Genomic DNA, 22,866 nt, shown 5'->3' on the forward strand with positions numbered 1-22,866 from the left:
AAGAGGATTCGATGAACTTGCCCCGCACTTTCGACCACGTGGACACCTGGGTGTTCGACCTCGACAACACGCTCTATCCGCATCACGTCAACCTGTGGCAGCAGGTCGATGCGCGGATCGGGGAGTTCGTCTGCAGCTGGCTGAATGTCGGCCCGGAGGAAGCGCGCAAGATCCAGAAGGATTATTACCTGCGCTTCGGCACCACCATGCGCGGCATGATGACTCTGCACGGCGTCTCCGCAGACGATTATCTCGCCTACGTCCACAAGATCGACCACTCCCCGCTCGAGCCGAACCCGGCGCTCGGCGCGGCCATCGCAAAGCTGCCGGGCCGCAAGCTGATCCTGACCAACGGCTCGGTCGATCATGTCGATGCCGTACTGGCGAGACTCGGCTTCGCCTCGCATTTCGACGGTGTGTTCGACATCATTGCCGCTGAGTTCGAGCCCAAGCCGGCTGAGCAGACGTACCGGAAGTTCCTGAGCGACCATGCCGTCGATCCGACCCGCGCCGCCATGTTCGAAGACCTTGCCCGCAACCTCACGGTGCCGCACCGGCTCGGCATGACCACGGTCCTGGTGGTGCCTGACGGGACGAAAGAAGTGGTGCGGGAAGATTGGGAGCTGGAAGGCCGGGACGCCGCCCATGTCGACCATGTCACGGATGATCTGGCGAGGTTCTTGGGTAAGCTGTCGCCAGGCTGACCCGTGTCGTCTCCTGGACAGGCGTCAGCGCAGATCCGGGGCGACAGCGGAGTGTAGGCAACGGCGGAGTACGCCTTGACTCCACCCCTGCAAATCCCGAAAAAGCGCCCCAATCCATCAAAATTCCCGCTCCCCAGAGGAAATCCCGATGTCCCTTGCAGCCCTCGAATCCACCATCAACAGCGCCTTCGACGCGCGCGACGGCATCTCGACCTCGACCAGGGGCGAGGTGCGCGAGGCCGTGGACCAGTCGCTGGAGATTCTGGACAAGGGCGAGGCGCGCGTTGCCGAGCGCGGCGCCGACGGCAAGTGGAAGGTCAATCAGTGGCTCAAGAAGGCGGTGCTGCTGTCCTTCCGTCTCAACGACATGGGCGTCATTCCCGGCGGTCCCGGCAAGGCGAATTGGTGGGACAAGGTGCCCTCGAAGTTCGAGGGCTGGGGCGAGAACCGGTTTCGGGATGCGGGCTTCCGCGCCGTGCCGGGCGCGGTGGTGCGCCGCTCGGCTTTCATCGCCAAGAACGTCGTCCTGATGCCCTCCTTCGTCAATCTCGGCGCCTATGTCGATGAGAGCACGATGGTCGATACCTGGGCCACCGTCGGCTCCTGCGCGCAGATCGGCAAGCGCGTCCACATCTCCGGCGGCGCCGGCATCGGCGGCGTGCTCGAACCGCTGCAGGCAGAGCCCGTGATCATCGAGGACGATTGCTTCATCGGCGCGCGCAGCGAGGTCGCCGAAGGCGTGATCGTGCGCAAGGGCGCGGTGCTGGCGATGGGCGTGTTCCTTGGCGCCTCCACAAAGATCGTCGACCGCGAGACCGGCGAGGTCTTCATGGGCGAAGTGCCCGAATATTCCGTGGTGGTGCCCGGCGCGCTGCCCGGCAAGCCGATGAAGAACGGCCAGATCGGCCCCAGCACCGCCTGCGCCGTCATCGTCAAGCGCGTCGACGAGCGCACGCGCTCCAAGACCAGCATCAACGAGCTGCTGCGGGATTGATCCGACGCGCATGACCGATGCTCTCTCGATCGCCCAGGACCTGATCCGCTGCCCCTCGGTAACCCCGGCCGATGCCGGCGCCCTCGGGGTGCTTGAAAAGATCCTGACCGCAGCCGGCTTCGCCTGCCACCGCGTCACCTTCAGCGAGCCCGGTACCGCCGACGTCGACAATCTCTATGCACGCATCGGCACCGAGGGGCCGCACATCACCTTTGCCGGCCACACCGACGTGGTGCCGCCGGGCGACGAGAGCGCCTGGAGCGTCGGCGCGTTCTCCGGAGAGGTGAAGGACGGTGTCCTGCATGGCCGCGGTGCGGTCGACATGAAGGGCGGCATCGCCTGCTCGGTCGCCGCGGTGCTGGAGCATCTCGCCGGCAATGGCGGCAAGCCGCGCGCGGACGGGAAGGGCTCGATCTCGTTCCTGATCACGGGCGACGAGGAAGACGTTTCCATCAACGGCACGATCAAGCTGTTGAAATGGGCCGCCGAGCGCGGCGAGAAATTCGACCATTGCGTGCTGGGCGAGCCCTCCAATGTCGAGACGCTCGGCGACACCATCAAGGTCGGCCGCCGCGGCTCGCAATCGGGCACGCTCGTCGTCGACGGCGTGCAGGGCCATGTCGCCTATCCGCACCGCGCCTCCAATCCGGTGCCGGACATCGCGCGCTTGATCGTTGCGATCTCCGACGAGCCTCTCGACCATGGCAGCGCGCAGTTCCAGGCCTCCAACCTCGAATTCACTTCGGTCGACGTCGGCAACAAGGCCAGCAACGTCATCCCCGGCGAGGCCCGTGCGAAATTCAACATCCGCTACAACGACAACCACACCCAGGCCAGCCTGCGCGAGCTGGTCGAAGCGCGCCTCGCCAAGGCCTGCGGCAACCGCATCAAGGCCCGCATCGTCTGGGAGCCGTCGAACTCCAACGTGTTCGTCACCAAGCCCGGCCCGTTCACCGATCTCGCGGTGGCAGCAATCGAGGAAGTGACGGGCCGCAAGCCGGAGCTGTCCACCTCAGGCGGCACCTCGGACGCGCGCTTCATCTCCAGCTATTGCCCGGTGATCGAGTTCGGCCTTATCGGCCAGACCATGCACCAGGTCGACGAGCGCGTGCCGGTGGCTGATTTGGAGAAGCTGACGCGGGTGTATCGGGGGATACTGACGCGGTATTTTGGGTAGGGCTAACTCTCGCCCAACGCTCCGCCGTCATGCCCGAGACAAGCCCGGGCATGACGGCGGTGGCGGCATTAGGGGTAATAATCCACCTTCATCAGGTACAAGCCCTCGGGCGGTGCGACGATGCCGCAGGCGGCGCGCTTGCGGGCGGCGAGTGCGGCCGACAGATCATCGGCGCTCCAGCGGCCCTCGCCGACCCAGACCAGCGAGCCCACCATCGAGCGCACCTGGCTGTGCAGGAAGGAGCGCGCCGAGGTGACGATCGTGATCTCGCGGCCGTCGCGCATCACGTCGAGCTGATCGAGCGTCTTCTCCGGCGACTTGGCCTGGCATTCGGTGTCGCGGAACGTGGTGAAATCGTGCTTGCCGAGCAAACGCTGCGCCGCCGCATGCATTGCATCGGCATCAAGCTTGCGCGGCACGCGCCAGGCGTGGCCGACGTCGAGCGCGAGATTGGCGCGGGTGTTGACGATGCGATAGCGGTAGTGGCGCTTGATGGCCGAGAAGCGCGCCTCGAAGCTGTCGGGCACGATCTCGGCCTCGAGCACCGCGATCGGATGCGGGCGCAGATGCGCGTTGAGCCCGTCGCGAAAACGGCCCGGCGGAAACTGCTTGTCGACGTCGACATGCGCGACCTGGCCGCGCGCATGGACGCCGGCATCGGTGCGCCCGGCGCCGTGCACGCGCAAATCCGCGCCTGTCATCGCCTTCACCGCCGCCTGCAGCGCGCCCTGCACCGACGGCAGCGTCTCCTGCACCTGCCAGCCGAAGAATGGCGCGCCGTCATATTCGATGGTGAGCTTGTAGCGGGGCATCTTTCCGGTGTCTTCGTCCGCGCAGGCGGACGATCCAGTACATCGTGACGGTTCGGTTCGATCTCAGGAGCCTCGGCATACTGGATATCCCGCCTTCGCAGGGTATGACAGCATCAGTTGAACCTCGCGCCCGCCTTCAGCGGCATGCCGCGGAGAAAGTCGGCGGCCTGCACCCGGGCCTTGCCTTCGCGCTGGAGCTCCAGGATGCGGATCGCGCCCTCGCCGCAGGCGATGGTGAGCTGATCGTCGAGCACCTCGCCCGGCACGCCGGTGCCCTTGGCGAGTTCGCAGCGCAGGATCTTGACGCGCGCGTTTTCGCTGATGTTCGCGAGCTCGCTCCAGGCGCCGGGAAACGGCGACAGGCCGTGGATGTGGCGCAGCACCGCACGGGCCGGCTTGCTCCAGTCGATCCGCGCCTCGGCCTTCTCGATCTTGGCAGCATAGGTGACACCCTCCTCGCTCTGCTTTCGGAGCTGGAGGCCGCCGCGTTCGAGCGCGGCCATCGCGCGCACCATCAGGTCGGCACCCAGCCGGGAGAGACGGTCGTGCAGGTCGCGTGCGGTCATGCTGTCTGATATCGCGATGCGCTCGGCCATCGCGACGTCGCCGGTGTCGAGGCCGACGTCCATCTTCATCACCATGACGCCGCTCTCGGCATCGCCTGCCATGATCGCCCGGTTGATCGGTGCCGCACCGCGCCAGCGCGGCAACAGCGACGCGTGCAGATTGTAACAGCCGAGCTTCGGCGCATCGAGGATCGCCTGCGGCAGGATCATGCCATAGGCGACGACGACGGCGGCGTCGGCATCCAAGGCGCGAAATTCGTCCAGCGCTTCCTGGGTCTTCAACGTCTTTGGCGTCAGGACGGGAACGCCGAGCTTTCGCGCGGCGTCCTCGACCGGGGTCGGCTGCAATTGCAGGCCGCGGCGGCCGCCGGGCTTCGGCGCGCGGGTGTAGACCGCCACGATCTCGTGGCCGTGTGCGACCAGCTCGAGCAGCGTGGGCACGGAGAAATCGGGCGTGCCCATGAAGATGAGGCGGAGGGGCATGTGACGAACCTGCGGAGGGACGCAATCAGTGACCGTCATTCCGGGCGGCTCGAAGAGCCGAGCCCGGAATCTCGAGGTTCCGGGTTGGATGCTTCGCATCGCCCCCGGAACGACAGAGAGTTTTACTCCGCCGCGCGCTTGGCGGCCTTCTCGAATTTCTTCATCACGCGGTCGCGCTTGAGCTTCGACAGATAGTCGACGAACAACACGCCGTTGAGGTGGTCGATCTCGTGCTGGATGCAGGTGGCGTAGAGGCCTTCGGCATCCTCCTCGTGCACCTTGCCGTCGAGGTCGGTGAAACGCACGCGCACCTTCGCGGGGCGCTCGACCTCCTCGTAATATTCGGGGATCGACAGGCAGCCTTCCTCATACACCGACAGTTCCTCGGACGAGGCGATGATCTCGGGATTGATGAAGACGCGCGGGAGCGGCTTGGTCTCGCCGTTCTCGTCGCGCTTGGCGAGATCCATGGTGATGAGCCGCAGCGGCTGCGCGACCTGGATCGCAGCGAGGCCGATGCCGGGCGCGTCGTACATGGTCTCTAACATGTCGTCGGCAAGCTTGCGGATCTCGGTCGTGACCTTCTCGATCGGCTTTGAGACCAGACGCAGCTGCTTGTCGGGCAGGATGATGATTTCTCTGAGGGCCATGGCGGCGATTTAAGCCCCATGCCGGATGCGGTCAATGCGGACCGGAACTCCGTCAATCCTCCACCAACCATGAAAGCTTCAGGGTTCGTTAACCATGGAAATCAGGGGATTGTCGCCCGACACGTTCCCTCTTCGTTCGCATCGACCCTGCGAATCGGCTACAAGGCTGCATGAACGAAATCATCTTCATGGTTGGCGACTGGCCGGTACGTACCGTTGACGTGCTGATCGGCTTCGGCACGCTCGTCCTCATTCTGCTGATTGTGATCGCGGTGGTGATCGCGCGCTCGGGGCGGCGCGGCGCGGAACTCGCCATGGCCAATGCAATCCGTGCCGACGAGCTCGAGGAACGGCTGAGCGAGGTGCTGCGGGCGCAGAGCGAGTCGTCGGGCCGGGTCGATGCCATGACCCAGGCGCTGGCCGGCCGCCAGGCCGAGATGGCTCGTGCGGTCAACGAGCGGCTGGATTCAGTGACCCATCGCGTCGGCGAGTCCATGGAACACACCACCCGCAACACGATGGAGAGCCTGCGCGCCCTGCATGAACGGCTCGGCATCATCGACAACGCGCACAAGAACCTCACGGACCTCACCACGCAGGTGACCACGTTGCGCGACGTGCTCGCCAACAAGCAGTCGCGCGGCGCCTTCGGCCAGGCACGGATGGAGGCGATCGTCCAGGACGGTCTCCCCAAAGGCTCCTACGAGTTCCAGTTCACGCTCTCGACCGGCAAGCGGCCCGACTGCGTCGTGTTCCTGCCCGACCAGCGCCCGCTTTGCATCGACGCCAAGTTTCCGCTGGAGGCGATGACCGCGCTGCACGACGCCCGCACCGACGAGGAGCGGCGGGTTGCCACGCAGCGGCTGCGCGGCGACGTGATGAAGCATGTCAGCGACATCGCCGAGAAATATCTCGTGGCCGGCGAGACCCAGGAGATGGCGCTGATGTTCGTGCCGTCGGAGTCGGTCTATGCCGAGATCCACGACGGTTTCGACGACGTGATCCAGAAGGCCTATCGCGCCCGCGTCGTGCTGGTGTCGCCCTCGCTGCTGATGCTCGCGATCCAGGTGATGCAGCAGATCATGAAGGACGCGCGCATGCGCGACGCCGCCGACCAGATCCGCACCGAAGTGATCAAGCTCGGCGACGACCTCGGCCGTCTGCGCGACCGTGTGCTGAAGCTGCAGAAGCATTTCGCCGACGTCAACGAGGACGTCCGCCAGGTGCTGATCTCCGCCGACAAGATCGAGAAGCGTGCCGGACGAATCGAGGAGCTCGATTTCAGCAAGAGCGACGCGCCGGAGGGTCCGCGGCTGGTGGCGACGGGAGCGGCAGAGCTGTTCCCGCGGAAGCTCCAGGCGGGGGAGTGAGATTGGGGCACGCCGTCATACCCCGCGAAGGCGGGGTATCCGGTACGCCGCAGCAATTGTGATTGAACCGAGCCGCTGGTGATTACTGGATCGACCGCCTTCGCGGACGATGACACCGATCGAGCCGGAAGCTCTCCCGTCTCACCAGCTACCGCGAGAGTCTTTTCCCCCGGAATCTGCTAACACCGCCGCCATGACCGCCCCCGACGCGACCTCTCCTGCCGCAAGCACTGCACCCGTCGCCTCCTGGCGCGAAAGCCTTTCCGTTTACCTGCAGCCGCGGGTGTTGATCGTGCTGTTCCTCGGCTTCTCCTCGGGGCTGCCGCTGGCGCTGTCGGGATCGACGCTGCTGGTGTGGATGGCCGAGGCGGGGGTCGATCTCGGAACGATCGGGCTCTTTGCGCTGGTCGGAACGCCATACACCTTGAAATTCCTGTGGGCGCCGCTGGTTGACGCGCTGCACGTGCCGTTCTTCACGCGTGCCTTCGGACGTCGCCGCGGGTGGCTGGTGTTCTCGCAATTGCTGCTGATCGGCGCGATTCTGCTGTTGGCGCTGACCGATCCGGCACGCTCACCCTTGTTCGTCGCGCTCGGTGCGCTGCTGGTCGCGACAATGTCCTCGACGCAGGACATCGTCGTCGATGCGTTCCGGGTCGAGAGCCTGCCCGAAAGCGAGCAGGCCGCCGGCATGGCCGCCTATGTCGCCGCCTACCGCATCGGCATGCTGATATCGACCGCGGGCGCCCTGTTCATCGTGACGGGTTTCGAGACGATCGTCCCGCGTGGCGCAGCCTGGATGTGGGGCTACGTGGTGATGGCCGCTCTGGTGCTGATCGGCACGGTGACTGCACTGGCCGCCACCGAGCCTCCACAATCCGAGCGCGCGGAGGCCGCCACACAGGACGAGGGCGCGATATCGCGGGTGCTTCATGCCGCGCTGGGCGCATTCTCGGAGTTCCTGCGGCGCAAGGAAGCATGGGTCGTGCTCGCCTTCGTCGTGCTGTTCAAATTCACCGACGCGTTCTCCGGCAACATGACGGTGCCGTTCGTGATCGATATCGGCTTCACGCGGAACGACTATGCCGTGATCGTCAAGGGCGTCGGCATTGTCGCGACGTTGGCCGGCGGCTTCGCCGGCGGCTTTGTGGCGCGGCGCTATTCGCTCGCAACGAGCCTTTGGATCGGCGGCATCGTCCAATCGATGTCCAACCTGTCGTTCACGTGGCTGGCACTGGTCGGCGTCAATGAATGGGCGCTGACTCTCGCGATCACGTCCGATAATTTCTGCAACGCCATCGGCACGGTGATTTTCGTCGCCTATCTCTCGGCGCTGTGCCAGAACCCGCTGCACACGGCGACCCAATATGCGCTGCTGACGGCGCTCGCCGCCGTGGGACGCACCTATCTGTCATCGGGTGCGGGTTATCTGGCGAAAGCGACGGGCTGGCCGATGTTCTTCGCGATCTCGGTGCTCGTCGCAATCCCGAGCTTGATGCTGCTGGCGTACTTGCAGAAGCGCGGGCATTTCGAAACCTTGGAGCCCGCGCGGGTGTAGAACTCACCTCTCTCTTTCGTCATTGCGAGCGAAGCGAAGCAATCCAGACTGTCACCGCTGAGGCAGTCTGGATTGCTTCGTCGCAAGGGCTCCTCGCAATGACGGCGGAGACAGCATCGCCGCCCTCCTACTGCTTCTTGATCAGGCTCCACTTGGTGATCACGGCCTCGCTCATCTGGCCGGGATCGCTGGCGCAGGCGATCTCGTCGACCTTCACGGAGATCTCCTTGCCGACGAACGACTTCAGCTGAGTGGCCTGCGCATCGCTGGAGGTGACGAGCTGGAAGGTTTCGGGGCCGGTCTCGAGATTGCACAGCCCGTTCGGCGGCGGCAGGCGGCGCGGCTCGGTGGTGATCTGGTAGGTCGCAACGCGTTTGCCGTTCTTGACGTCGCGCACCTTCATTGCATTCAATTCGCCCGACAGCACGTCGCCGGTGTTGATCGGCTTGCCGGGCTTGGACGGCGGCGGGACTCCATCGTCCTGCTGCGCGGAAACAGCCGGGGTCACCACCGCCATCATCATCGCAACCAGGGCCAGCCGTTTGGCGAATCGTGTCGTCATATCGTCCGTTCCGTAAAAGTCTGGATTGCTAGAACAGCGTACGCTGCCGCATCGCAGCCGATAGCGTACCTTCGTCGAGATAATCAAGCTCGCCGCCGACGGGAACTCCGTGGGCGAGCCGCGTCACCTTCACATTGGCGTCCTGAAGCAGGTCGGTGATGTAATGCGCCGTGGTCTGGCCGTCGACCGTCGCATTCAGCGCCAGGATGATCTCGTGCACCTGCGAATCATGCGCGCGCGCCACCAGCGCGTCGATGGTGAGGTCCTGGGGGCCGACGCCGTCGAGCGGCGACAATGTCGCGCCCAGCACATGATAGCGCCCCTGGGTGGCATTTGCCCGCTCCAGCGCCCATAGATCGGCAACGTCGGCGACGACGACGATGATCGAGGGATCGCGCTTCGGATCCGTGCAGACGGTGCAGGGATTTTGCGTGTCGATGTTGCCGCAGGTCTTGCAGACCTGGACCTTGTCCAGCGCCACCTGCATGGCCGAGGCCAGCGGCATCATCAGTGCTTCGCGCTTCTTGATCAGATGCAGCGCCGCGCGCCGCGCCGAGCGCGGACCGAGGCCCGGCAGCCGCGCGAGCAGCTGGACCAGCCGCTCGATCTCAGGACCTGCAACAGCGCTCATAATTACTGGCCGAACAACCCCGGTGGCAGGCCGAGCCCGCCGGTGAGGGCCTGCATCTTCTCCTGCATCGCGGTCTCCGCCTTGCGGCGGGCATCACCGAAGGCGGTGACGAGCAGGTCTTCCAGCACCTCGCGCTCCTCCGCCTTCATCAACGAGGGATCGATCCTGACACCCTTGACGTCCATCTTCGCCGTCATGCGCACGGCGACGAGGCCGCCGCCGGAGATGCCCTCGACCTCGACGTTGGCGAGCTGCTCCTGCATCTCCTGCATCTTGGATTGCAGCTGCGCCGCCTGCTTCATCATGCCGAGAAAATCAGCCATGGGTGCTCGTCCTTGAAAGAATGGTCAGAGATCGTCGCCATCGGAACCGTCGGGCGGATCGTCACTGCCGTAGTCCGCGTTAATATTGGATTCCGGCGCCTCGGGGGCAAGCCTGCGGACCTCGACGACCTTGGCGCCGGGGAAACGCGACAGCACCTCCTGCACGCGCGGATCGGCTTCCGCGGTACGGGCATGCTCCTGCTTGGCCGCTTGGTTCACCGAGCGCAGCGTCGGCTGGCCCTGCTCGTTGGAGACGATCACGGTCCAGCGCCGGCCGGTCCACAGCTCGAATTTCTTTGCGAGCTCCGAGATCATGGTCTTGGAGGCGTTGGGCTCGAGCGCGACTTCCAGCCGGCCTTCCTCGAAACGAACGAGGCGCATGTCGCCTTCGAGCGCGCTCTTGGTCATGATGTCGCGCTTCTGGCCTGCGAGGGCGACGAGCTGGGTGAAGCTGGTGACGCGCAGCACGGGCGCTGCGGCCTGCGGATCCGGCGCGGGGGCCGCCATCTGCGGCCGGGCACCGCCCCCGCCGAACGAGGAGGGCGAGGATGTCGGCATGCGAACCGGCGCTGCGGAAACCGGCGCTGCGGAGGACATCGGCGCGGACGGCGCACTGCTGCGCGCTGCGCTGCCGCCGTTCACGACCGGCGAGCCGCCGCCGTTCTGCTCGAGCATTTTGATGGCTTCGTCTGGCGTCGGCAGGTCGGCAACGTAGGCGATACGCACCAGCACCATCTCGGCGGCCGCGGCGGGGCGCGTCGCCGCCTGCACCTCGGCGATGCCCTTGAGCAGCATCTGCCACATCCGCGACAGCACGCGCATCGAGATCTTCGAAGCGAACTCCTTGGCGCGCACGCGCTCGGTTTCGCCATAGGCGACGTTGTCGGCAACCGCCGGAATGACCTTCACACGGGTGACGAAATTGACGAATTCGGCGAGGTCAGAGAGCACCACGACCGGATCGGCGCCGACGTCGTACTGGTCGCGGAACTCCTTGAAGGCGGCCGCGATGTCGCCGCGCGCCAGCGACTCGAAGAGATCGATGACGCGGGTGCGGTCGGCAAGCCCCAGCATCTGCCTGACGGCATCGGCCTTCACCTGGCCCGCCGCATGCGCGATGGCCTGATCGAGCAGCGACAGCGAATCACGCACCGAGCCTTCGGCGGCGCGGGCGATGATGCCGAGCGCCTCGGGCTCGATCTCGACGCCTTCCTTCGTCGCGATATTGGCGAGGTGCTTCATCAATACGTCCGCCTCGACCCGGCGCAGATCAAAGCGCTGACAGCGCGACAGCACGGTGACCGGGACCTTGCGGATCTCGGTCGTCGCGAACACGAACTTGGCGTGCTCCGGCGGCTCCTCCAGCGTCTTCAGGAAGGCGTTGAACGCCGCCGTCGACAACATGTGGACTTCGTCGATGATGTAGACCTTGTAGCGGGCGCTGGCGGGGGCATAGCGCACGCTGTCGTTGATCTGGCGGACGTCGTCGACGCCGGTATGCGAAGCGGCGTCCATCTCCAGCACGTCCATGTGCCGGCTTTCCATGATCGCCTGGCAATGCACGCCCAAGGTCGGCATGTGGATGGTCGGGCCCTTCACCGAGCCATCCGGCATCTCGTAGTTGAGCGCCCGGGCGAGGATGCGCGCCGTGGTGGTCTTGCCGACCCCTCGGACGCCGGTGAGAATCCAGGCCTGCGGAATGCGCCCGGTCTCGAACGCATTGGAGACGGTGCGGACCACGGCCTCCTGGCCGATCAGGTCATCGAATGAGGACGGGCGGTATTTGCGTGCCAGCACCCGGTAGGGTGCATTGCCGGCCTGGCCGGCGCTATCGGGATTGGGAGGGGCGCCAGCGTCGGTCATCGGTCGATCCGCAATGAAATCTCTCTCGGCCGGCTCTTGCGGAAAGGAGCGCGCCTGGCGGGGCGACCGCCGGCGCAATTCGCTCGAAAAAACAAGTAGGAGACTGACGAGCGACCCGATCCGGACCTCGTTAGGGCTGCTTCCTTCCGGACCTGACCCGGTTGGCGAGTGGCTCGTCCACCGCCAATCTCCCGGTCCCTATTTGGGGCCAAAGGGAGCGGAAAGCAAGCGGGCAGGATGACTGTTCCCAGGGTCCCGGGACACACGGGGCCGGCTGGCCCGACCGGATCGGCATGCCCGCCCCGATGCAACGGCGTATCACGGTTATTGTCCGGAACCGTGGTCTCTGCGACGGTGGGAATCATCACGAGAAGGTCTTCATGCCCGAACCTGCCTGGTCGCTGCACTCCCGCCTGAAAGAGGACACCATCGACATCGGCGACCTGCCCCTGTCGAAGGTGCTGGTCATCAAGGACGCGCATTATCCCTGGCTGCTGCTGGTGCCGCGGCGCCCCGACGCGGTCGAGATCATCGACCTCGACGAGGTGCAGCAGGCGCAGCTGATGACCGAGATCTCCCGCGTATCTCGCGCCCTCAAGGAGATCACCAAGTGCGACAAGCTCAACGTCGCCGCCCTCGGCAATCTCGTGCCGCAGCTTCACGTTCACATCATCGCACGCCGCACCAGCGACGCGGCCTGGCCGCGACCGGTTTGGGGCGTCATGCCGCCGCTGGCGCACGATGCCACTGAAGTGCAGAATTTCATCAGCGCGCTTCGCCGCAAGATCTGGTTGGGTTGAAAGAACAATAATGTCAGCATTCGACGCATTTCCGCTGGGACAGCCGGCCTTCGTCACCAACGTCCTCGACCGCGCCGCGCATCTGCGCCGAGACGACGAGAAGCTGTTCGCGATGGAGCAGAAGCCGTCCTCACGCGCCTACGTGGTCTATCGCGACTCGCTGCTGGTGAAGCGCGACGGCGACAAAGTGCGCGCGCTGCTCTCGATCGACGAGGCGCTGAAATGCGGCGCCAATCCCGGCACGGTCTTCCTGGGTCTGCGCGAGGGCGCGGCCGTGTTCGGAATGGGGATGCCGCAAGCCGCTGCCGAGAAGCTGGTCGGCCGCGAGGACTATACCGTGACCGAACTCCGCGGCATGGCGATGCAGGGTGCGCTTCCGCCACAGGAGCTGTCAGCCATCGCAATGGCGAAGTCGATGGTCGGCTGGCATCAGCGGCACGGCTATTGCGCCAATTGCGGTGCACGTACCGCGATGAAGGAAGGCGGCTGGAAGCGCGACTGCCCTGCTTGCAAGGCCGAACACTTTCCGCGCACCGACCCGGTCGTGATCATGCTGGTCGCCTCCGGCGAAAAATGCCTGCTCGGCCGCCAGAAGCAGTTTCCGCCGGGCATGTATTCCTGCCTCGCCGGCTTCGTCGAGGCGGCCGAGACCATCGAGGACGCCGTGCGCCGCGAGATCCTGGAAGAATCAGGCATTCGCTGCACCGACGTGCAGTACTACATGACCCAGCCCTGGCCCTATCCGTCGTCGCTGATGATCGGCTGCAGCGCGCGGGCGCTCAACGAGGACATCGTCGTCGATCGCATGGAGTTGGAAGATGCGCGCTGGTTCACGCGCGAAGAGGCGGCCAAGATGCTGACGCGGACGCATCCGGACGGGCTCGCCGGTCCGCATCCGTTCGCCATCGCTCATCACCTGCTCGGCCGCTGGGTGCACGACAAGAGCTGACCGCTGACGGCTATCCGGGGTGCGCCGTCGCCTCGGTATCGGCAACACGGTGCGATCGTCCGTTCTCCGGGCAGCCGTGGCGCTGAAACGCGGTGGCTGGCGCAGTGGCCTTGCTGGCCTGTAACCCTTTGATATGTCCAGCTCTTTCCATGCGACACCTAGGCAACGCCATGTCCGCGCCAAGAATATTGGCTTGCAGGGGAAAGATTTTCTCTATATCAGGTAAATCAGCCCCCGAAATGGAACAAAGTTCTTCAAATGACCGATGCCGCTGTGCAGATCCCCGAGACCAGCCGCCGCCTCGATGCCATCGACCGCAAGATCCTGATGGTGCTCCAGGAGGATGCCTCCCTGTCCGTCGCCGAGATCGGCGACCGTGTCGGGCTGTCCTCGACCCCCTGCTGGAAGCGCATCCAGCGGCTGGAGGCCGACGGCGTGATCATCAAGCGGGTCGCCCTGGTCGACCAGAACAAGATCGGCCTCGGCATTTCCGTGTTCGTGTCGGTGGAGAGCTCCGACCATTCCGAGGCCTGGCTCAAGAAATTCGCCGAAGCCGTCAGCGCCATGCCCGAGGTGATGGAGTTCTACCGGATGGCCGGCGATGTCGACTACATGCTGCGGGTCGTGGTCGCGGACATGCAGGCCTATGACGTGTTCTACAAGAAGCTGATCAGCGCGGTGCCGCTGAAGAACGTCACCTCGCGCTTTGCGATGGAGAAGATCAAGTCGGTGACGGCATTACCGATTCCGGCGGTGGTGGCGGCCTGACGGCCAATTGCTGGTTTGACGCGTTTGCTACACGCGAACCGCTATCCACTTCGCTCGAATACGCTTCAGGACAGCTGAAACACCGGTAGCGTGACGTTGACGCGCGTACCTCCGCTTGGCGCTGCGCCGATCTCGATCGTGCCGCCATGGGCTTCGACCAGGTTGCGGACGACCGCGAGGCCGAGACCGGCTCCGCCGGTCGCGCGGTTGCGCGACTTCTCCAGACGATGGAACGGCTCCAGCACAGTGTGGCGCTGATCGGCGGGAATGCCGGGTCCCTCATCGTCGATCGAGACGACGAGGGCTCCGTCCTTCATGGCAATCTCCACCTGCGCGGTGCGGCCGTAGGCCAGCGCGTTGTCTATGATGTTCGCAAAGATTCGTCGCAGCGCCAGCCTGTCACCGAGCACGATCACATTCCGCGTCCGCTCGTGGCAAACCAACTCGACTGCCGCGCCCTGAACGCGCCGATCGTGCACCTCGGCAGCGACCAGCGCAGGGAGCTCGATCATTTCCTGCGACAGGCCGCCGGCGCCCGCCCGCGTCGACAACAGCGCATCGTCGAGCAGCCGGATCATGTCGTCGATATCGGCCACTGCCCGCTGCCGCTCGGCATCGTCGGGAATGTGCTCGACGCGCAGCCGCAGCCGCGTCGCGAAGGTCCTGACATCATGCGCAATGCCGCCAACCAGCGTCATGCGCGCACGCAGCATTTCGGCAAGCCGCCCCTGCAGGCGGTTGAACGCGGCGATGACGGCGCGGATCTCCGGCGCGCTGCGCCGCGCATCCGGCAGCGGCAGCGGATCGGCCGACAGGTCGACACGATCGACGGCGGCGGCGAGCCGCGCCAGCGGCCGCGTTTCGCGCTGCATGACCAGCAGCGCCAGCAGCGCCACAATCGTGCCGAACAGGCCTGCGCCGAAGCCGACGGGAAGGCCGAACGGGCTCACCGGCAGGCGGGTATAGGCGTCGATGATCAGCAACTCTCCGCTGCGCAGGCCGATGCGGAATTCGATCGCGTTGGCCATCAACCGCGCGAGGCGGGGAAACACCCGGCTGCCCCGATGATTGGACGGCGGCACGATCTCAACGGGGCGGCCCGCAAGGCCCGCCGCATAGGTCTCGCGCAGTTCCTGCTGCTCCGGCGGCGTCTCGCCGCCGACCGGCGCGCCCGACGGCACGATGCGCACGGTGAACTGCGGCGAAGACACCGCATCGAGCACGGCCTGCCGTGAACCCGCGTCCGTTCGCTCGAGGAGCGTGGCCAGCGCATCGAGACGCGCGGGCGAAGGCCGGGTCAGCTCGTTTTCGCGGAGGGTCGTGCGGTAGAAGATCGCGACGACCACCGTGATCACCAGGGTAATCCCCACCAGCCCGATCAGAGCGAGCCGCGCGGCGAGCGTCACGCGCAGCATCACGACACCTGCTTGACTGTCGCGGTGAACAGATAGCCGCCGTTGCGCACCGTCGTGATCAGGTTGGAGCCGGGACTTGCACCATCGAGCTTGCGGCGCAGCCGCGAGATCAGCATATCGACGGTGCGGTCGAACGGCTCCGCCGAACGGCCGCGGGTCCAGTCGAGGATCTGGTCGCGCGTGAGCACCCTTCGCGGCCGCTGCACGAAGCAGCCGAGCAGGTCGAACTCGGCGCTGGTCAATTGCAGTTCCGGCGTCTCGGCCTCGGTCGTCTCGACGCTGCGCGCATCGAGATCGATCACGAAGCGGTCGAAGGCATATCGCCGGACAAGCGGCTTGGCCGGAGTTCCGTTGGCGCGGCGCAGGATGGCGCGAACCCGCGCCAAGAGCTCGCGCGGACCGAACGGCTTTGTGAGATAATCGTCAGCGCCCATCTCAAGACCGACCACGCGATCGATCTCGTCACTCTTGGCGGTCAGCATCAGGATCGGGATGGCATCGTCGGCGCGCAAGCGGCGGCAGATCGAAAGCCCGTCCTCGCCCGGCAGCATCAAATCGAGGATGACGATGTCGGGCCGCAGGCGCTGGAGCATCGAATCCATGGACTTGCCGTCGGCGACGCAGGCGACCTCGAACCCCTCGCGCCGCATGAAGTCGGCAACGAGACGGCTGATCTCGGGATCATCCTCCACCATGAGGATCGTGGCCGAAGGCGCGTTCATCGCCCCATTGTGGACGACCGCGCTTGCCGCGCAAGGGCTGCGGCACCGTTGTTACATGGTGTTACATGAGGCCGACAAAGTCCCAACAATCGTTGCGTTTCGGCAATGCGGCGCACACGCAGCAGCCCCAGTCTCCTCCGCACGGCTCCCGCTCACGGCAGCCCCCAGAAGGAGACAACCACCATGACCAAGCTTTTCCTCACCTCCCTCGTCATCGGCACCCTGTCGGTCGCGGCGGCAGCCGACGCCAATGCCTGGACGCGGTCGGCGACGGCGAGCGGGCCGCGCGGCACCTCTCACGTCACCGCGACGGGAAGCTGCGCCTACGGAAGCTGCACGCGCACCGTGACGCGAACCGGTCCCGCCGGCAATACCTACACCCGCACCGGCACGGTCTCGCGCTGACGCATCGCCGCCGTCGCCGCGTCAGCCCCGCGCGGCGACGGCCGACCTCATATAGTCAGAAAGGATCCGCACCGTGCCGTCGATTTTCCGTTCTCTGCCGCAAGCCGCAACCGTCGTCGCCCTCGGCCTTGCAACCTCGACATCCGTGCTCGCCCAGACGCAATTGCAGACGCAGATCACGCCGCAGATGCGCAGCGAAGCAAGGACCATCGTGCAGGCGTGTCGCACCGACCTTGACCGCCTGTGCAGCAGCATTGCACCGGGTGGCGGGCGCATCATCGCCTGCCTTCAATCCCATGCCGGCCAGCTCTCCTCATCCTGTGCGCAAGCGCTGCCGCGCGCGCAGGCGCTGCGAAACAATGCCGCCAGCGCCGCCGCGGCACCGAAATAGGAGAATGCTGTGGGCTACGCTTCACTGCTGCTCGACCCGATGCTCAGGCAACTGATCCTCGCAACCGCGCTCGGCCTCATGCTGCTCGAATACGGCATCGGACGACTCGCACGTCACGATACCCACGACTGGCGCGAAAGCGCTGCCTCGTTCGGCGTGGCGTTGGGACAGAGCCTGCTCCGCGCCATCGAGGCCGGCCTTCTCGCCGTGCCCTTCGCGTTCCTGTACGAGCACCGCCTGTTCGACTTTGCGCAGACCACGCCGGTCGCGCTCGCAGGATTATTCCTGGGCAGCGAATTCCTGTACTATTGGCAGCATCGCGCGTCGCATCGCATTCGCTGGATGTGGGCGACGCATGCGGTGCATCACTCGACGACGCGGCTGAACCTGACTGCGGCGATCCGGCTCGGTTGGACCGGCAACATCTCGGGCAATTTCCTGTTCTTCCTGCCGCTCGCGCTGATCGGATTTCATCCGTTTGCGATCGTGGCAATGCTCGGCATCAACCTGCTCTATCAGTTCTTCATCCACAGCCAGTTCGGGCCGAAGCTCGGCGTCTTCGAATGGGTGCTCAACACGCCGAGCCACCATCGCGTGCACCATGCCTGCAATGAGCCGTGCCTCGACAAGAACTACGGCGGCATCCTGATCGTGTTCGACCGCCTGTTCGGGACCTTTGCCGAACATCCCTCCGACCAGCCGCTCCGGTTCGGCCTCGTCGGGGGCGTCCAATCCTTCAACCCGATCCGGATCGCGCTCGGCGAATGGATCGCGATGCTGGACGACGCCTGGAGGGCGCCGGGGGCGGGCGCGAAGCTCCGCGCCCTGTTCGGCCCGCCCGGAGGCTGAGCGCGCGCAGGCGCTCAAATCTTCTGATTGTACTCGCCGACTTCGGGATGCGTGCGCAGCACGCTGTTCACCATCTCGAACATGTCGTGCATGCGCTGCTCGGAGACCGGGCTCTCGACCACGACGACGAGCTCGGGCTTGTTGGAGGACGCTCGCACCAGGCCCCAGCTGCCGTCCTCCACCGTGACGCGTACGCCATTGACGGTGACGAGATCACGGATCGCCTGTCCCCCGATCTTGGCGCCGCTCTCCTGCAAGCCCTCGAAGTGCTTCACCACCTTGTCGATGACGCCGTATTTGACCTCGTCGGCGCAGTGCGGCGACATGGTCGGCGACGACCAGGTCTTCGGCAGCGCGTTCTTCAGGTCGGCCATCGACTTGCCGGGCGCGCGGTCGAGCATGTCGCAGATCGCGATCGCCGACACGAGGCCGTCGTCATAGCCGCGGCCATACGGCTTGTTGAAGAAGAAATGGCCGGATTTCTCGAACCCCGCGAGCGCGCCCGTCTCGTTGGTGCGGCGCTTCATGTAGGAATGGCCGGTCTTCCAGTAGGCGGTCCTGGCGCCCTGCTCCTGCAGCACGGGATCGGTGATGAAGAGGCCGGTCGACTTCACGTCGACGATGAACTGCGCATCCTTGTGAATCGCGGACATGTCTCGCGCCAGCATCACGCCGACCTTGTCGGCGAAGATCTCTTCGCCGGTGTTGTCGACGACGCCGCAGCGGTCGCCGTCGCCGTCGAAGCCGAGGCCGACATCGGCGTTGTGATGCAGCACCGCGTCGCGGATCGCGTGCAGCATCTCCATGTCCTCGGGGTTCGGATTGTATTTCGGGAAGGTGTGGTCGAGCTCGGTGTCGAGCGGGATCACCTCGCAGCCGATCGCTTCCAGCACCTGCGGGGCGAACGCGCCGGCGGTGCCGTTGCCGCAGGCCGCGACCACCTTGAGCTTGCGCGTCAGCTTGGGACGGGAGGTGAGATCGGCGATGTAGCGCGCCGGATAGTTCTCGTGGAATTGGTAGGAGCCGCCGGCCTTGTTCTTGAACTCGGCGTTGAGAACGATCTCCTTGAGCCGCGTCATCTCGTCGGGGCCGAAGGTCAGCGGGCGGTTGGCGCCCATCTTCACGCCGGTCCAGCCATTGTCGTTGTGCGAGGCCGTGACCATGGCGACGCAGGGCACGTCGAGGTCGAACTGCGCGAAATAGGCCATCGGAGTCACGGCGAGGCCGATATCGTGCACCTTGCACCCCGCCGCCATCAGGCCGGAGATCAGCGCATATTTGATCGACGCCGAATAGCCGCGGAAATCGTGCCCGGTGACGATCTCCTGACGGACGCCGAGCTCGGCGATCAGCGCGCCCAGCCCCATGCCGAGCGCCTGCACACCCATCAGGTTGATTTCCTTCTGGAACAACCAGCGCGCGTCGTATTCGCGAAAGCCCGTCGGCTTCACCATCGGCTCGGATTCGAAGGCGTAGGTGTTGGGCAACAATACGGATTTCGGCTTCGGGAACATTGAGACGTCTCGTGCAAAGGGGGCAGGATTTGCCGCAGCCTTAGCGAATGCCGGGCTGCAACGAAAGGCGGGAATGAAGGCTTATGGCCGATAATTGCGGCAGTTTGGTAACGGAGAAACGTTACCGGGAGGGCGGCCGGAGCAAAGATATCTTCTTGAAATGGGCGGGCCGCGTGACAGCGTGGACTACGCTTACTGCTCCAGCACCATCTGGCCGTTGGCGTATTCGAAGCGCTTCAGGCGGGACAGGAAGGAGAGACCGAGCAGGTTCTCCGACAGTGCTGCGTCAGGCAGCACCATGGCATCGACGTCGCGCACGACCAGGCCACCCACTTCGAGCATGGCGATGCGGGTGCGCGCGGCCTTGATGGTGCCGTTGGCGGTGGAGACGGTTGCGTTGTAGTCGCTGCGCGAGGGACGGAGGCCAAAGCGGGCTGCCGAACTCTCGTTCAATGCGACCACGGAAGCGCCGGTATCGATCATGAAGCCGATGCGCTGGCCGTCGACCCGGCCCTCCGTCTGGAAATGACCGCGGCCGTCGCGCGGGATGCTGATGCTGCGGCCGCCGGCGGGCTCTGTGGCTGCAACGGCGACTGTCGTGCGCGGCACCGAGGTGGCGGATGCCGAGCTCATCTTGTCCGCCATCTGCGCCATGAAGGTGCCGAGGCCGATCATGACGGCCGCGATGATCATAATGTTACGCATTACACCACTTCCGAGCCGGAAAGCTCGATTTCACCACGCGACAGGCTCGGCCGCGAGCGAAGCCACGGCTGGGCCGATGCCATTTTGACGAAAAGGATGAGCGGACGGTTAATTCCAGGTGAGAGTTCTTACGTCCCGCGCGGCTTTGCCCGCCGGGTCGGCAGCGCATTGGCGGGATCGTCCGGCCAGGGGTGACGCGGATAGCGGCCGCGCAGGTCGGACCGGACTGCGGCATAGCTGCCGCGCCAGAAGCCGGGGAGATCGCGCGTCACCTGCACCGGACGCTGCGCTGGCGAAAGCAATTCCAGCACCAGCGGCACCTTGCCGGCGGCGATCGAGGGATGCGTGTTGAGGCCGAACAATTCCTGGAGCCGTACCGCGATGGTCGGCCCCTGCTCGGCCTCATAGTCGATCGCGAGCACGCTGCCGGTCGGCGCCTCGAAATGTGTCGGCGCCTCGCGGTCCAGCCGCGCACGCATGTCCCAGGGCAACAGCGACATCAGCGCATCGGAGAGATCGCCCGCGGAAACATCCTTGAGCGCGATCTTGTCGTAGAGCGCCGGCACCAGCCAATCCTCGCGGCGCGCGATCAGCCCGGAGTCCGACACGTCGGGCCAGCTGTCGCCCTCGGCTTTGCGCAGGAACGTCACTCGGTCGCGCCACTGCTTGGCGGCCTTCGACCAGGGCAGCCGGTCGAGGCCGGCTGCGATCAGCCCGTCCGCGAAGATGCGTGCGGTATCTTCCGAAGGCGACACGGCAAGCGTCGCCTCGGACAGGGTGATGGCATGCAACACGCGCTTGCGCCGCGCGCGCAGCGCCATCGCGCCACGATCGAACGAGATCTCGTCGGTGGTCTCGATATGCTCGGCGAAATGGTTCTCGATCTCGTCCTGCGTGATCTGAGCCGCGAGCAGGATTCGCCCGCTCGCCGCCGTTCCCGTCATTTCGCCGATCGCGATGTAGGGCGCGCGGGCGAGCGAGGAGGTCTGCTCGACCGAAGCGCCGCGGCCGTTGGCGAGCACGAAACTGCCATTGCCGCGATTGCGCGCGACGCGGTCGGGAAACGCATAAGCGAGCATCAACCCGGTCGAGAGATCCTCCTGCGGTCCTGCCTTCTCCGACACCGCAACCTGCGAGGCCCAGCGGCGCGCCAGATCGCGCGCGCTCGCGGCACGCGGCGAGCGGTCACGGCGAAACTGGTCGCGCCGGTGCTCGAGATCGACGCTGTCGCCGCCAAGTCCACGTTCGGTGATGATCGCGGCGATCTCGGCCGCGGCCTCGCCGCTTCCAGCGCGATGCGAATCCACGATCATGCGCGCCAGCCGCGGCGGCAGCGCGAGCGCACGCAGGCTCTTGCCTTCAGCGGTGATGCGGCCGTCAACATCGAGCGCGTTGAGCTCGGTGAGAAGGCTCTTCGCCTCCTTCCAGGCCGGCTGGGGTGGCGGATCGAGGAACGACAGCGTGGCGGGATCGCTCACGCCCCATTGCGCGAGATCGAGTACCAGCGAAGACAGATCGGCGCTGAGGATTTCCGGCTGGGTGTAGGGTGCGAGCGAGGCGGTCTGCGGCTCGTCCCAGAGCCGGTAGCAGACACCGGGTTCGGTGCGGCCGGCGCGGCCGCGGCGCTGGTCCACCGCCGCGCGCGAGGCGCGCACGGTCTCGAGCCGCGTCAGGCCGATGTCCGGCTCGTAGCGTGGGACACGGGCAAGACCTGAATCGACGACGATGCGCACGCCCTCGATGGTGAGCGAGGTCTCGGCGATCGAGGTCGCCAGCACCACCTTGCGCGTACCCGTCGGCGCCGGCGCGATGGCACGGTCCTGCACGGCGGCATCGAGAGCGCCGAACAGCGGCACGATCTCGATGGCAGCGTCCTGCACGCGCTCGCCGAGAAAGTTCTGGGTGCGGCGGATCTCGGCGGCGCCTGGCAGGAACGCCAGCACCGAGCCGCTATCGGCGCGCAGCGCGGATGCGATCGCGTCCGCCATCTGCCGCTCGATCGGCGCGTCCGCCTTGCGGCCGAGATAGCGCGTCTCGACCGGAAAGGCGCGGCCCTCGCTTTCAACGACGGGGGCATCACCGAGCAATCTTGCCACGCGCGCGCCATCGAGCGTCGCCGACATCACCAGGATGCGCAAGTCTTCGCGCAGGCCGGTTTGCGCATCGCGCGCCAGCGCGAGGCCGAGATCGGCGTCGAGCGAGCGCTCGTGAAATTCGTCAAACAGGATGGCGGCGACGCCTGTCAGTTCGGGATCGTCCAGGATCTGGCGGGTGAAGATCCCTTCGGTCACCACCTCGATGCGGGTCGCGCGCGAGATCCTCGAGCCGAAGCGAACGCGATAGCCGACGGTCTCGCCAGTGCGCTCGCCAAGCGACTTGGCCATGCGGTCGGCGCTGGCGCGCGCGGCGATGCGGCGCGGCTCCAGCACGATGATCTTCTTGTCCTTCGCCCAGTGCGCATCGAGCAGCGCCAGCGGCACCCGCGTGGTCTTGCCGGCGCCGGGCGGCGCCACCAGCACGGCAGCGTTGTTGGTTTCCAGCGTGCGCGACAGATCGTCGAGCACGGCATCGATCGGAAGGGGGGTGGCGAAGCTGCGGGGCAAGAAGTCATCCCGTCGTCATGCCCGACTCCGGGCATGACGTTCCTTCATCTGACAG

At 65.7% G+C, this 22,866-nt stretch carries 23 protein-coding genes and 1 other RNA gene; 11 read left to right on the forward strand and 13 right to left on the reverse strand.

All coding sequences use genetic code 11. The features are described from left to right. Positions 1-11: 11 nt before the first annotated feature. The 3 genes from K408_RS0103645 to dapE all read left to right on the forward strand — a co-directional run bounded on the left by K408_RS0103645 (position 12) and on the right by dapE (position 2,875). Positions 12-704 carry a pyrimidine 5'-nucleotidase gene (locus tag K408_RS0103645; RefSeq protein WP_024337175.1) on the forward strand — a complete coding sequence of 231 codons (693 nt, stop codon included), beginning with the start codon at positions 12-14 and terminating at the stop codon, positions 702-704. 148 nt (positions 705-852) lie between these two features. Next, a complete protein-coding gene (dapD, locus tag K408_RS0103650) occupies positions 853-1,698 on the forward strand; it encodes a 2,3,4,5-tetrahydropyridine-2,6-dicarboxylate N-succinyltransferase (protein WP_024337174.1) in 846 nt (281 codons plus the stop codon). 10 nt (positions 1,699-1,708) lie between these two features. Continuing rightward, entirely contained in the window at positions 1,709-2,875 is a 1,167-nt protein-coding gene (gene dapE / locus K408_RS0103655; RefSeq protein WP_024337173.1) for a succinyl-diaminopimelate desuccinylase, read from the forward strand. Between the two features lie 68 nt (positions 2,876-2,943). Here dapE and truA read toward each other — a convergent pair whose 3' ends face one another. The 3 genes from truA to def all read right to left on the reverse strand — a co-directional run bounded on the left by truA (position 2,944) and on the right by def (position 5,386). Further along, the gene (gene truA, locus K408_RS0103660; protein ID WP_024337172.1) at positions 2,944-3,687 is read right to left on the reverse strand and encodes a tRNA pseudouridine(38-40) synthase TruA; all 744 of its coding nucleotides are present in this window, start codon (positions 3,685-3,687) and stop codon (positions 2,944-2,946) included. A 113-nt stretch (positions 3,688-3,800) separates the two neighbouring features. Beyond that, entirely contained in the window at positions 3,801-4,736 is a 936-nt protein-coding gene (fmt, locus tag K408_RS0103665; protein WP_024337171.1) for a methionyl-tRNA formyltransferase, read from the reverse strand. Between the two features lie 122 nt (positions 4,737-4,858). Further along, positions 4,859-5,386 (reverse strand): peptide deformylase, encoded by a 528-nt coding sequence (gene def / locus K408_RS0103670; RefSeq protein ID WP_024337170.1) that lies wholly within the window; start codon positions 5,384-5,386, stop codon positions 4,859-4,861. 170 nt (positions 5,387-5,556) lie between these two features. Here def and K408_RS0103675 point away from each other — a divergent pair, with 170 nt between their 5' ends. Together K408_RS0103675 and K408_RS0103680 are read left to right on the forward strand one after the other, a co-directional pair. After that, a complete protein-coding gene (locus K408_RS0103675) occupies positions 5,557-6,756 on the forward strand; it encodes a DNA recombination protein RmuC (RefSeq protein ID WP_024337169.1) in 1,200 nt (399 codons plus the stop codon). A 193-nt stretch (positions 6,757-6,949) separates the two neighbouring features. Continuing rightward, positions 6,950-8,311 carry an AmpG family muropeptide MFS transporter gene (locus tag K408_RS0103680; RefSeq protein ID WP_024337168.1) on the forward strand — a complete coding sequence of 454 codons (1,362 nt, stop codon included), beginning with the start codon at positions 6,950-6,952 and terminating at the stop codon, positions 8,309-8,311. 127 nt (positions 8,312-8,438) lie between these two features. On the opposite strand, the gene K408_RS0103685 is transcribed toward K408_RS0103680, so the two are convergent. From K408_RS0103685 to ffs, 5 genes are all read right to left on the reverse strand, one after another. Beyond that, complete coding sequence (locus K408_RS0103685) at positions 8,439-8,873, reverse strand: hypothetical protein (protein ID WP_024337167.1); 435 nt, start codon at positions 8,871-8,873, stop codon at positions 8,439-8,441. 28 nt (positions 8,874-8,901) lie between these two features. Next, complete coding sequence (gene recR, locus K408_RS0103690) at positions 8,902-9,507, reverse strand: recombination mediator RecR (protein ID WP_024337166.1); 606 nt, start codon at positions 9,505-9,507, stop codon at positions 8,902-8,904. Then, positions 9,507-9,827: a YbaB/EbfC family nucleoid-associated protein gene (locus K408_RS0103695; protein ID WP_024337165.1), complete on the reverse strand. Its 321-nt coding sequence runs from the start codon at positions 9,825-9,827 to the stop codon at positions 9,507-9,509. The genes recR and K408_RS0103695 overlap by 1 nt, the downstream gene beginning before the upstream one ends. 24 nt (positions 9,828-9,851) lie before the next feature. Next, a complete protein-coding gene (locus tag K408_RS0103700; protein ID WP_024337164.1) occupies positions 9,852-11,690 on the reverse strand; it encodes a DNA polymerase III subunit gamma/tau in 1,839 nt (612 codons plus the stop codon). 95 nt (positions 11,691-11,785) lie between these two features. Further along, positions 11,786-11,882: signal recognition particle sRNA small type (gene ffs, locus K408_RS40700), an RNA gene on the reverse strand. A 188-nt stretch (positions 11,883-12,070) separates the two neighbouring features. Here ffs and K408_RS0103705 point away from each other — a divergent pair. From K408_RS0103705 to K408_RS0103715, 3 genes are all read left to right on the forward strand, one after another. Then, positions 12,071-12,490, forward strand: coding sequence for an HIT domain-containing protein (locus tag K408_RS0103705; protein ID WP_024337163.1), 420 nt, complete (start codon positions 12,071-12,073; stop codon positions 12,488-12,490). Positions 12,491-12,500: 10 nt separating this feature from the next. Then, positions 12,501-13,439, forward strand: a complete 939-nt coding sequence (nudC, locus tag K408_RS0103710) for an NAD(+) diphosphatase (RefSeq protein WP_024337162.1) — start codon at positions 12,501-12,503, stop codon at positions 13,437-13,439. 258 nt (positions 13,440-13,697) lie between these two features. Continuing rightward, a complete protein-coding gene (locus K408_RS0103715; protein ID WP_024337161.1) occupies positions 13,698-14,207 on the forward strand; it encodes an Lrp/AsnC family transcriptional regulator in 510 nt (169 codons plus the stop codon). A gap of 65 nt (positions 14,208-14,272) precedes the next feature. On the opposite strand, the gene K408_RS0103720 is transcribed toward K408_RS0103715, so the two are convergent. Then, a complete protein-coding gene (locus K408_RS0103720) occupies positions 14,273-15,622 on the reverse strand; it encodes a sensor histidine kinase (protein WP_024337160.1) in 1,350 nt (449 codons plus the stop codon). Then, positions 15,622-16,344 (reverse strand): response regulator, encoded by a 723-nt coding sequence (locus tag K408_RS0103725; RefSeq protein WP_024337159.1) that lies wholly within the window; start codon positions 16,342-16,344, stop codon positions 15,622-15,624. Before K408_RS0103725 ends, K408_RS0103720 begins: the two co-directional genes overlap by 1 nt. A 183-nt stretch (positions 16,345-16,527) precedes the next feature. Here K408_RS0103725 and K408_RS0103730 point away from each other — a divergent pair, with 183 nt between their 5' ends. The 3 genes from K408_RS0103730 to K408_RS0103740 all read left to right on the forward strand — a co-directional run bounded on the left by K408_RS0103730 (position 16,528) and on the right by K408_RS0103740 (position 17,989). Then, on the forward strand, positions 16,528-16,749 hold the full coding sequence (locus tag K408_RS0103730) for a hypothetical protein (RefSeq protein ID WP_024337158.1): 222 nt from the start codon (positions 16,528-16,530) through the stop codon (positions 16,747-16,749). Positions 16,750-16,822: 73 nt separating this feature from the next. After that, complete coding sequence (locus tag K408_RS37560; protein WP_024337157.1) at positions 16,823-17,140, forward strand: cysteine rich repeat-containing protein; 318 nt, start codon at positions 16,823-16,825, stop codon at positions 17,138-17,140. A 9-nt stretch (positions 17,141-17,149) separates the two neighbouring features. Continuing rightward, entirely contained in the window at positions 17,150-17,989 is an 840-nt protein-coding gene (locus K408_RS0103740; protein ID WP_024337156.1) for a sterol desaturase family protein, read from the forward strand. Positions 17,990-18,003: 14 nt separating this feature from the next. On the opposite strand, the gene K408_RS0103745 is transcribed toward K408_RS0103740, so the two are convergent. The 3 genes from K408_RS0103745 to hrpB form a co-directional block, all read right to left on the reverse strand. Continuing rightward, positions 18,004-19,503 (reverse strand): phosphomannomutase/phosphoglucomutase, encoded by a 1,500-nt coding sequence (locus K408_RS0103745; RefSeq protein ID WP_024337155.1) that lies wholly within the window; start codon positions 19,501-19,503, stop codon positions 18,004-18,006. A 192-nt stretch (positions 19,504-19,695) separates the two neighbouring features. Continuing rightward, positions 19,696-20,208 carry a TIGR02281 family clan AA aspartic protease gene (locus K408_RS0103750; RefSeq protein WP_029673858.1) on the reverse strand — a complete coding sequence of 171 codons (513 nt, stop codon included), beginning with the start codon at positions 20,206-20,208 and terminating at the stop codon, positions 19,696-19,698. A gap of 128 nt (positions 20,209-20,336) precedes the next feature. Further along, entirely contained in the window at positions 20,337-22,811 is a 2,475-nt protein-coding gene (gene hrpB, locus K408_RS0103755; RefSeq protein ID WP_024337153.1) for an ATP-dependent helicase HrpB, read from the reverse strand. Positions 22,812-22,866 lie beyond the last annotated feature (55 nt).

The organism is Bradyrhizobium sp. in8p8 (assembly GCF_000426845.1).
Taxonomy (GTDB): Bacteria; Pseudomonadota; Alphaproteobacteria; order Rhizobiales; family Xanthobacteraceae; genus Bradyrhizobium; species Bradyrhizobium japonicum_C.

Excerpts from the sequence above, each read along its gene's own strand:
- K408_RS0103645 (WP_024337175.1), top strand. The coding sequence starts at position 12 with ATGAACTTGCCCCGCACTTTCGACCACGTGGACACCTGGGTGTTCGAC.
- dapD (WP_024337174.1), top strand. The coding sequence starts at position 853 with ATGTCCCTTGCAGCCCTCGAATCCACCATCAACAGCGCCTTCGACGCG.
- dapE (WP_024337173.1), top strand. The coding sequence starts at position 1,709 with ATGACCGATGCTCTCTCGATCGCCCAGGACCTGATCCGCTGCCCCTCG.
- truA (WP_024337172.1), bottom strand. The coding sequence starts at position 3,687 with ATGCCCCGCTACAAGCTCACCATCGAATATGACGGCGCGCCATTCTTC.
- fmt (WP_024337171.1), bottom strand. The coding sequence starts at position 4,736 with ATGCCCCTCCGCCTCATCTTCATGGGCACGCCCGATTTCTCCGTGCCC.
- def (WP_024337170.1), bottom strand. The coding sequence starts at position 5,386 with ATGGCCCTCAGAGAAATCATCATCCTGCCCGACAAGCAGCTGCGTCTG.
- K408_RS0103675 (WP_024337169.1), top strand. The coding sequence starts at position 5,557 with ATGAACGAAATCATCTTCATGGTTGGCGACTGGCCGGTACGTACCGTT.
- K408_RS0103680 (WP_024337168.1), top strand. The coding sequence starts at position 6,950 with ATGACCGCCCCCGACGCGACCTCTCCTGCCGCAAGCACTGCACCCGTC.
- K408_RS0103685 (WP_024337167.1), bottom strand. The coding sequence starts at position 8,873 with ATGACGACACGATTCGCCAAACGGCTGGCCCTGGTTGCGATGATGATG.
- K408_RS0103695 (WP_024337165.1), bottom strand. The coding sequence starts at position 9,827 with ATGGCTGATTTTCTCGGCATGATGAAGCAGGCGGCGCAGCTGCAATCC.
- K408_RS0103700 (WP_024337164.1), bottom strand. The coding sequence starts at position 11,690 with ATGACCGACGCTGGCGCCCCTCCCAATCCCGATAGCGCCGGCCAGGCC.
- K408_RS0103705 (WP_024337163.1), top strand. The coding sequence starts at position 12,071 with ATGCCCGAACCTGCCTGGTCGCTGCACTCCCGCCTGAAAGAGGACACC.
- nudC (WP_024337162.1), top strand. The coding sequence starts at position 12,501 with ATGTCAGCATTCGACGCATTTCCGCTGGGACAGCCGGCCTTCGTCACC.
- K408_RS0103715 (WP_024337161.1), top strand. The coding sequence starts at position 13,698 with ATGACCGATGCCGCTGTGCAGATCCCCGAGACCAGCCGCCGCCTCGAT.
- K408_RS0103720 (WP_024337160.1), bottom strand. The coding sequence starts at position 15,622 with ATGCTGCGCGTGACGCTCGCCGCGCGGCTCGCTCTGATCGGGCTGGTG.
- K408_RS0103725 (WP_024337159.1), bottom strand. The coding sequence starts at position 16,344 with ATGAACGCGCCTTCGGCCACGATCCTCATGGTGGAGGATGATCCCGAG.
- K408_RS0103730 (WP_024337158.1), top strand. The coding sequence starts at position 16,528 with ATGACCAAGCTTTTCCTCACCTCCCTCGTCATCGGCACCCTGTCGGTC.
- K408_RS0103745 (WP_024337155.1), bottom strand. The coding sequence starts at position 19,503 with ATGTTCCCGAAGCCGAAATCCGTATTGTTGCCCAACACCTACGCCTTC.
- K408_RS0103750 (WP_029673858.1), bottom strand. The coding sequence starts at position 20,208 with ATGCGTAACATTATGATCATCGCGGCCGTCATGATCGGCCTCGGCACC.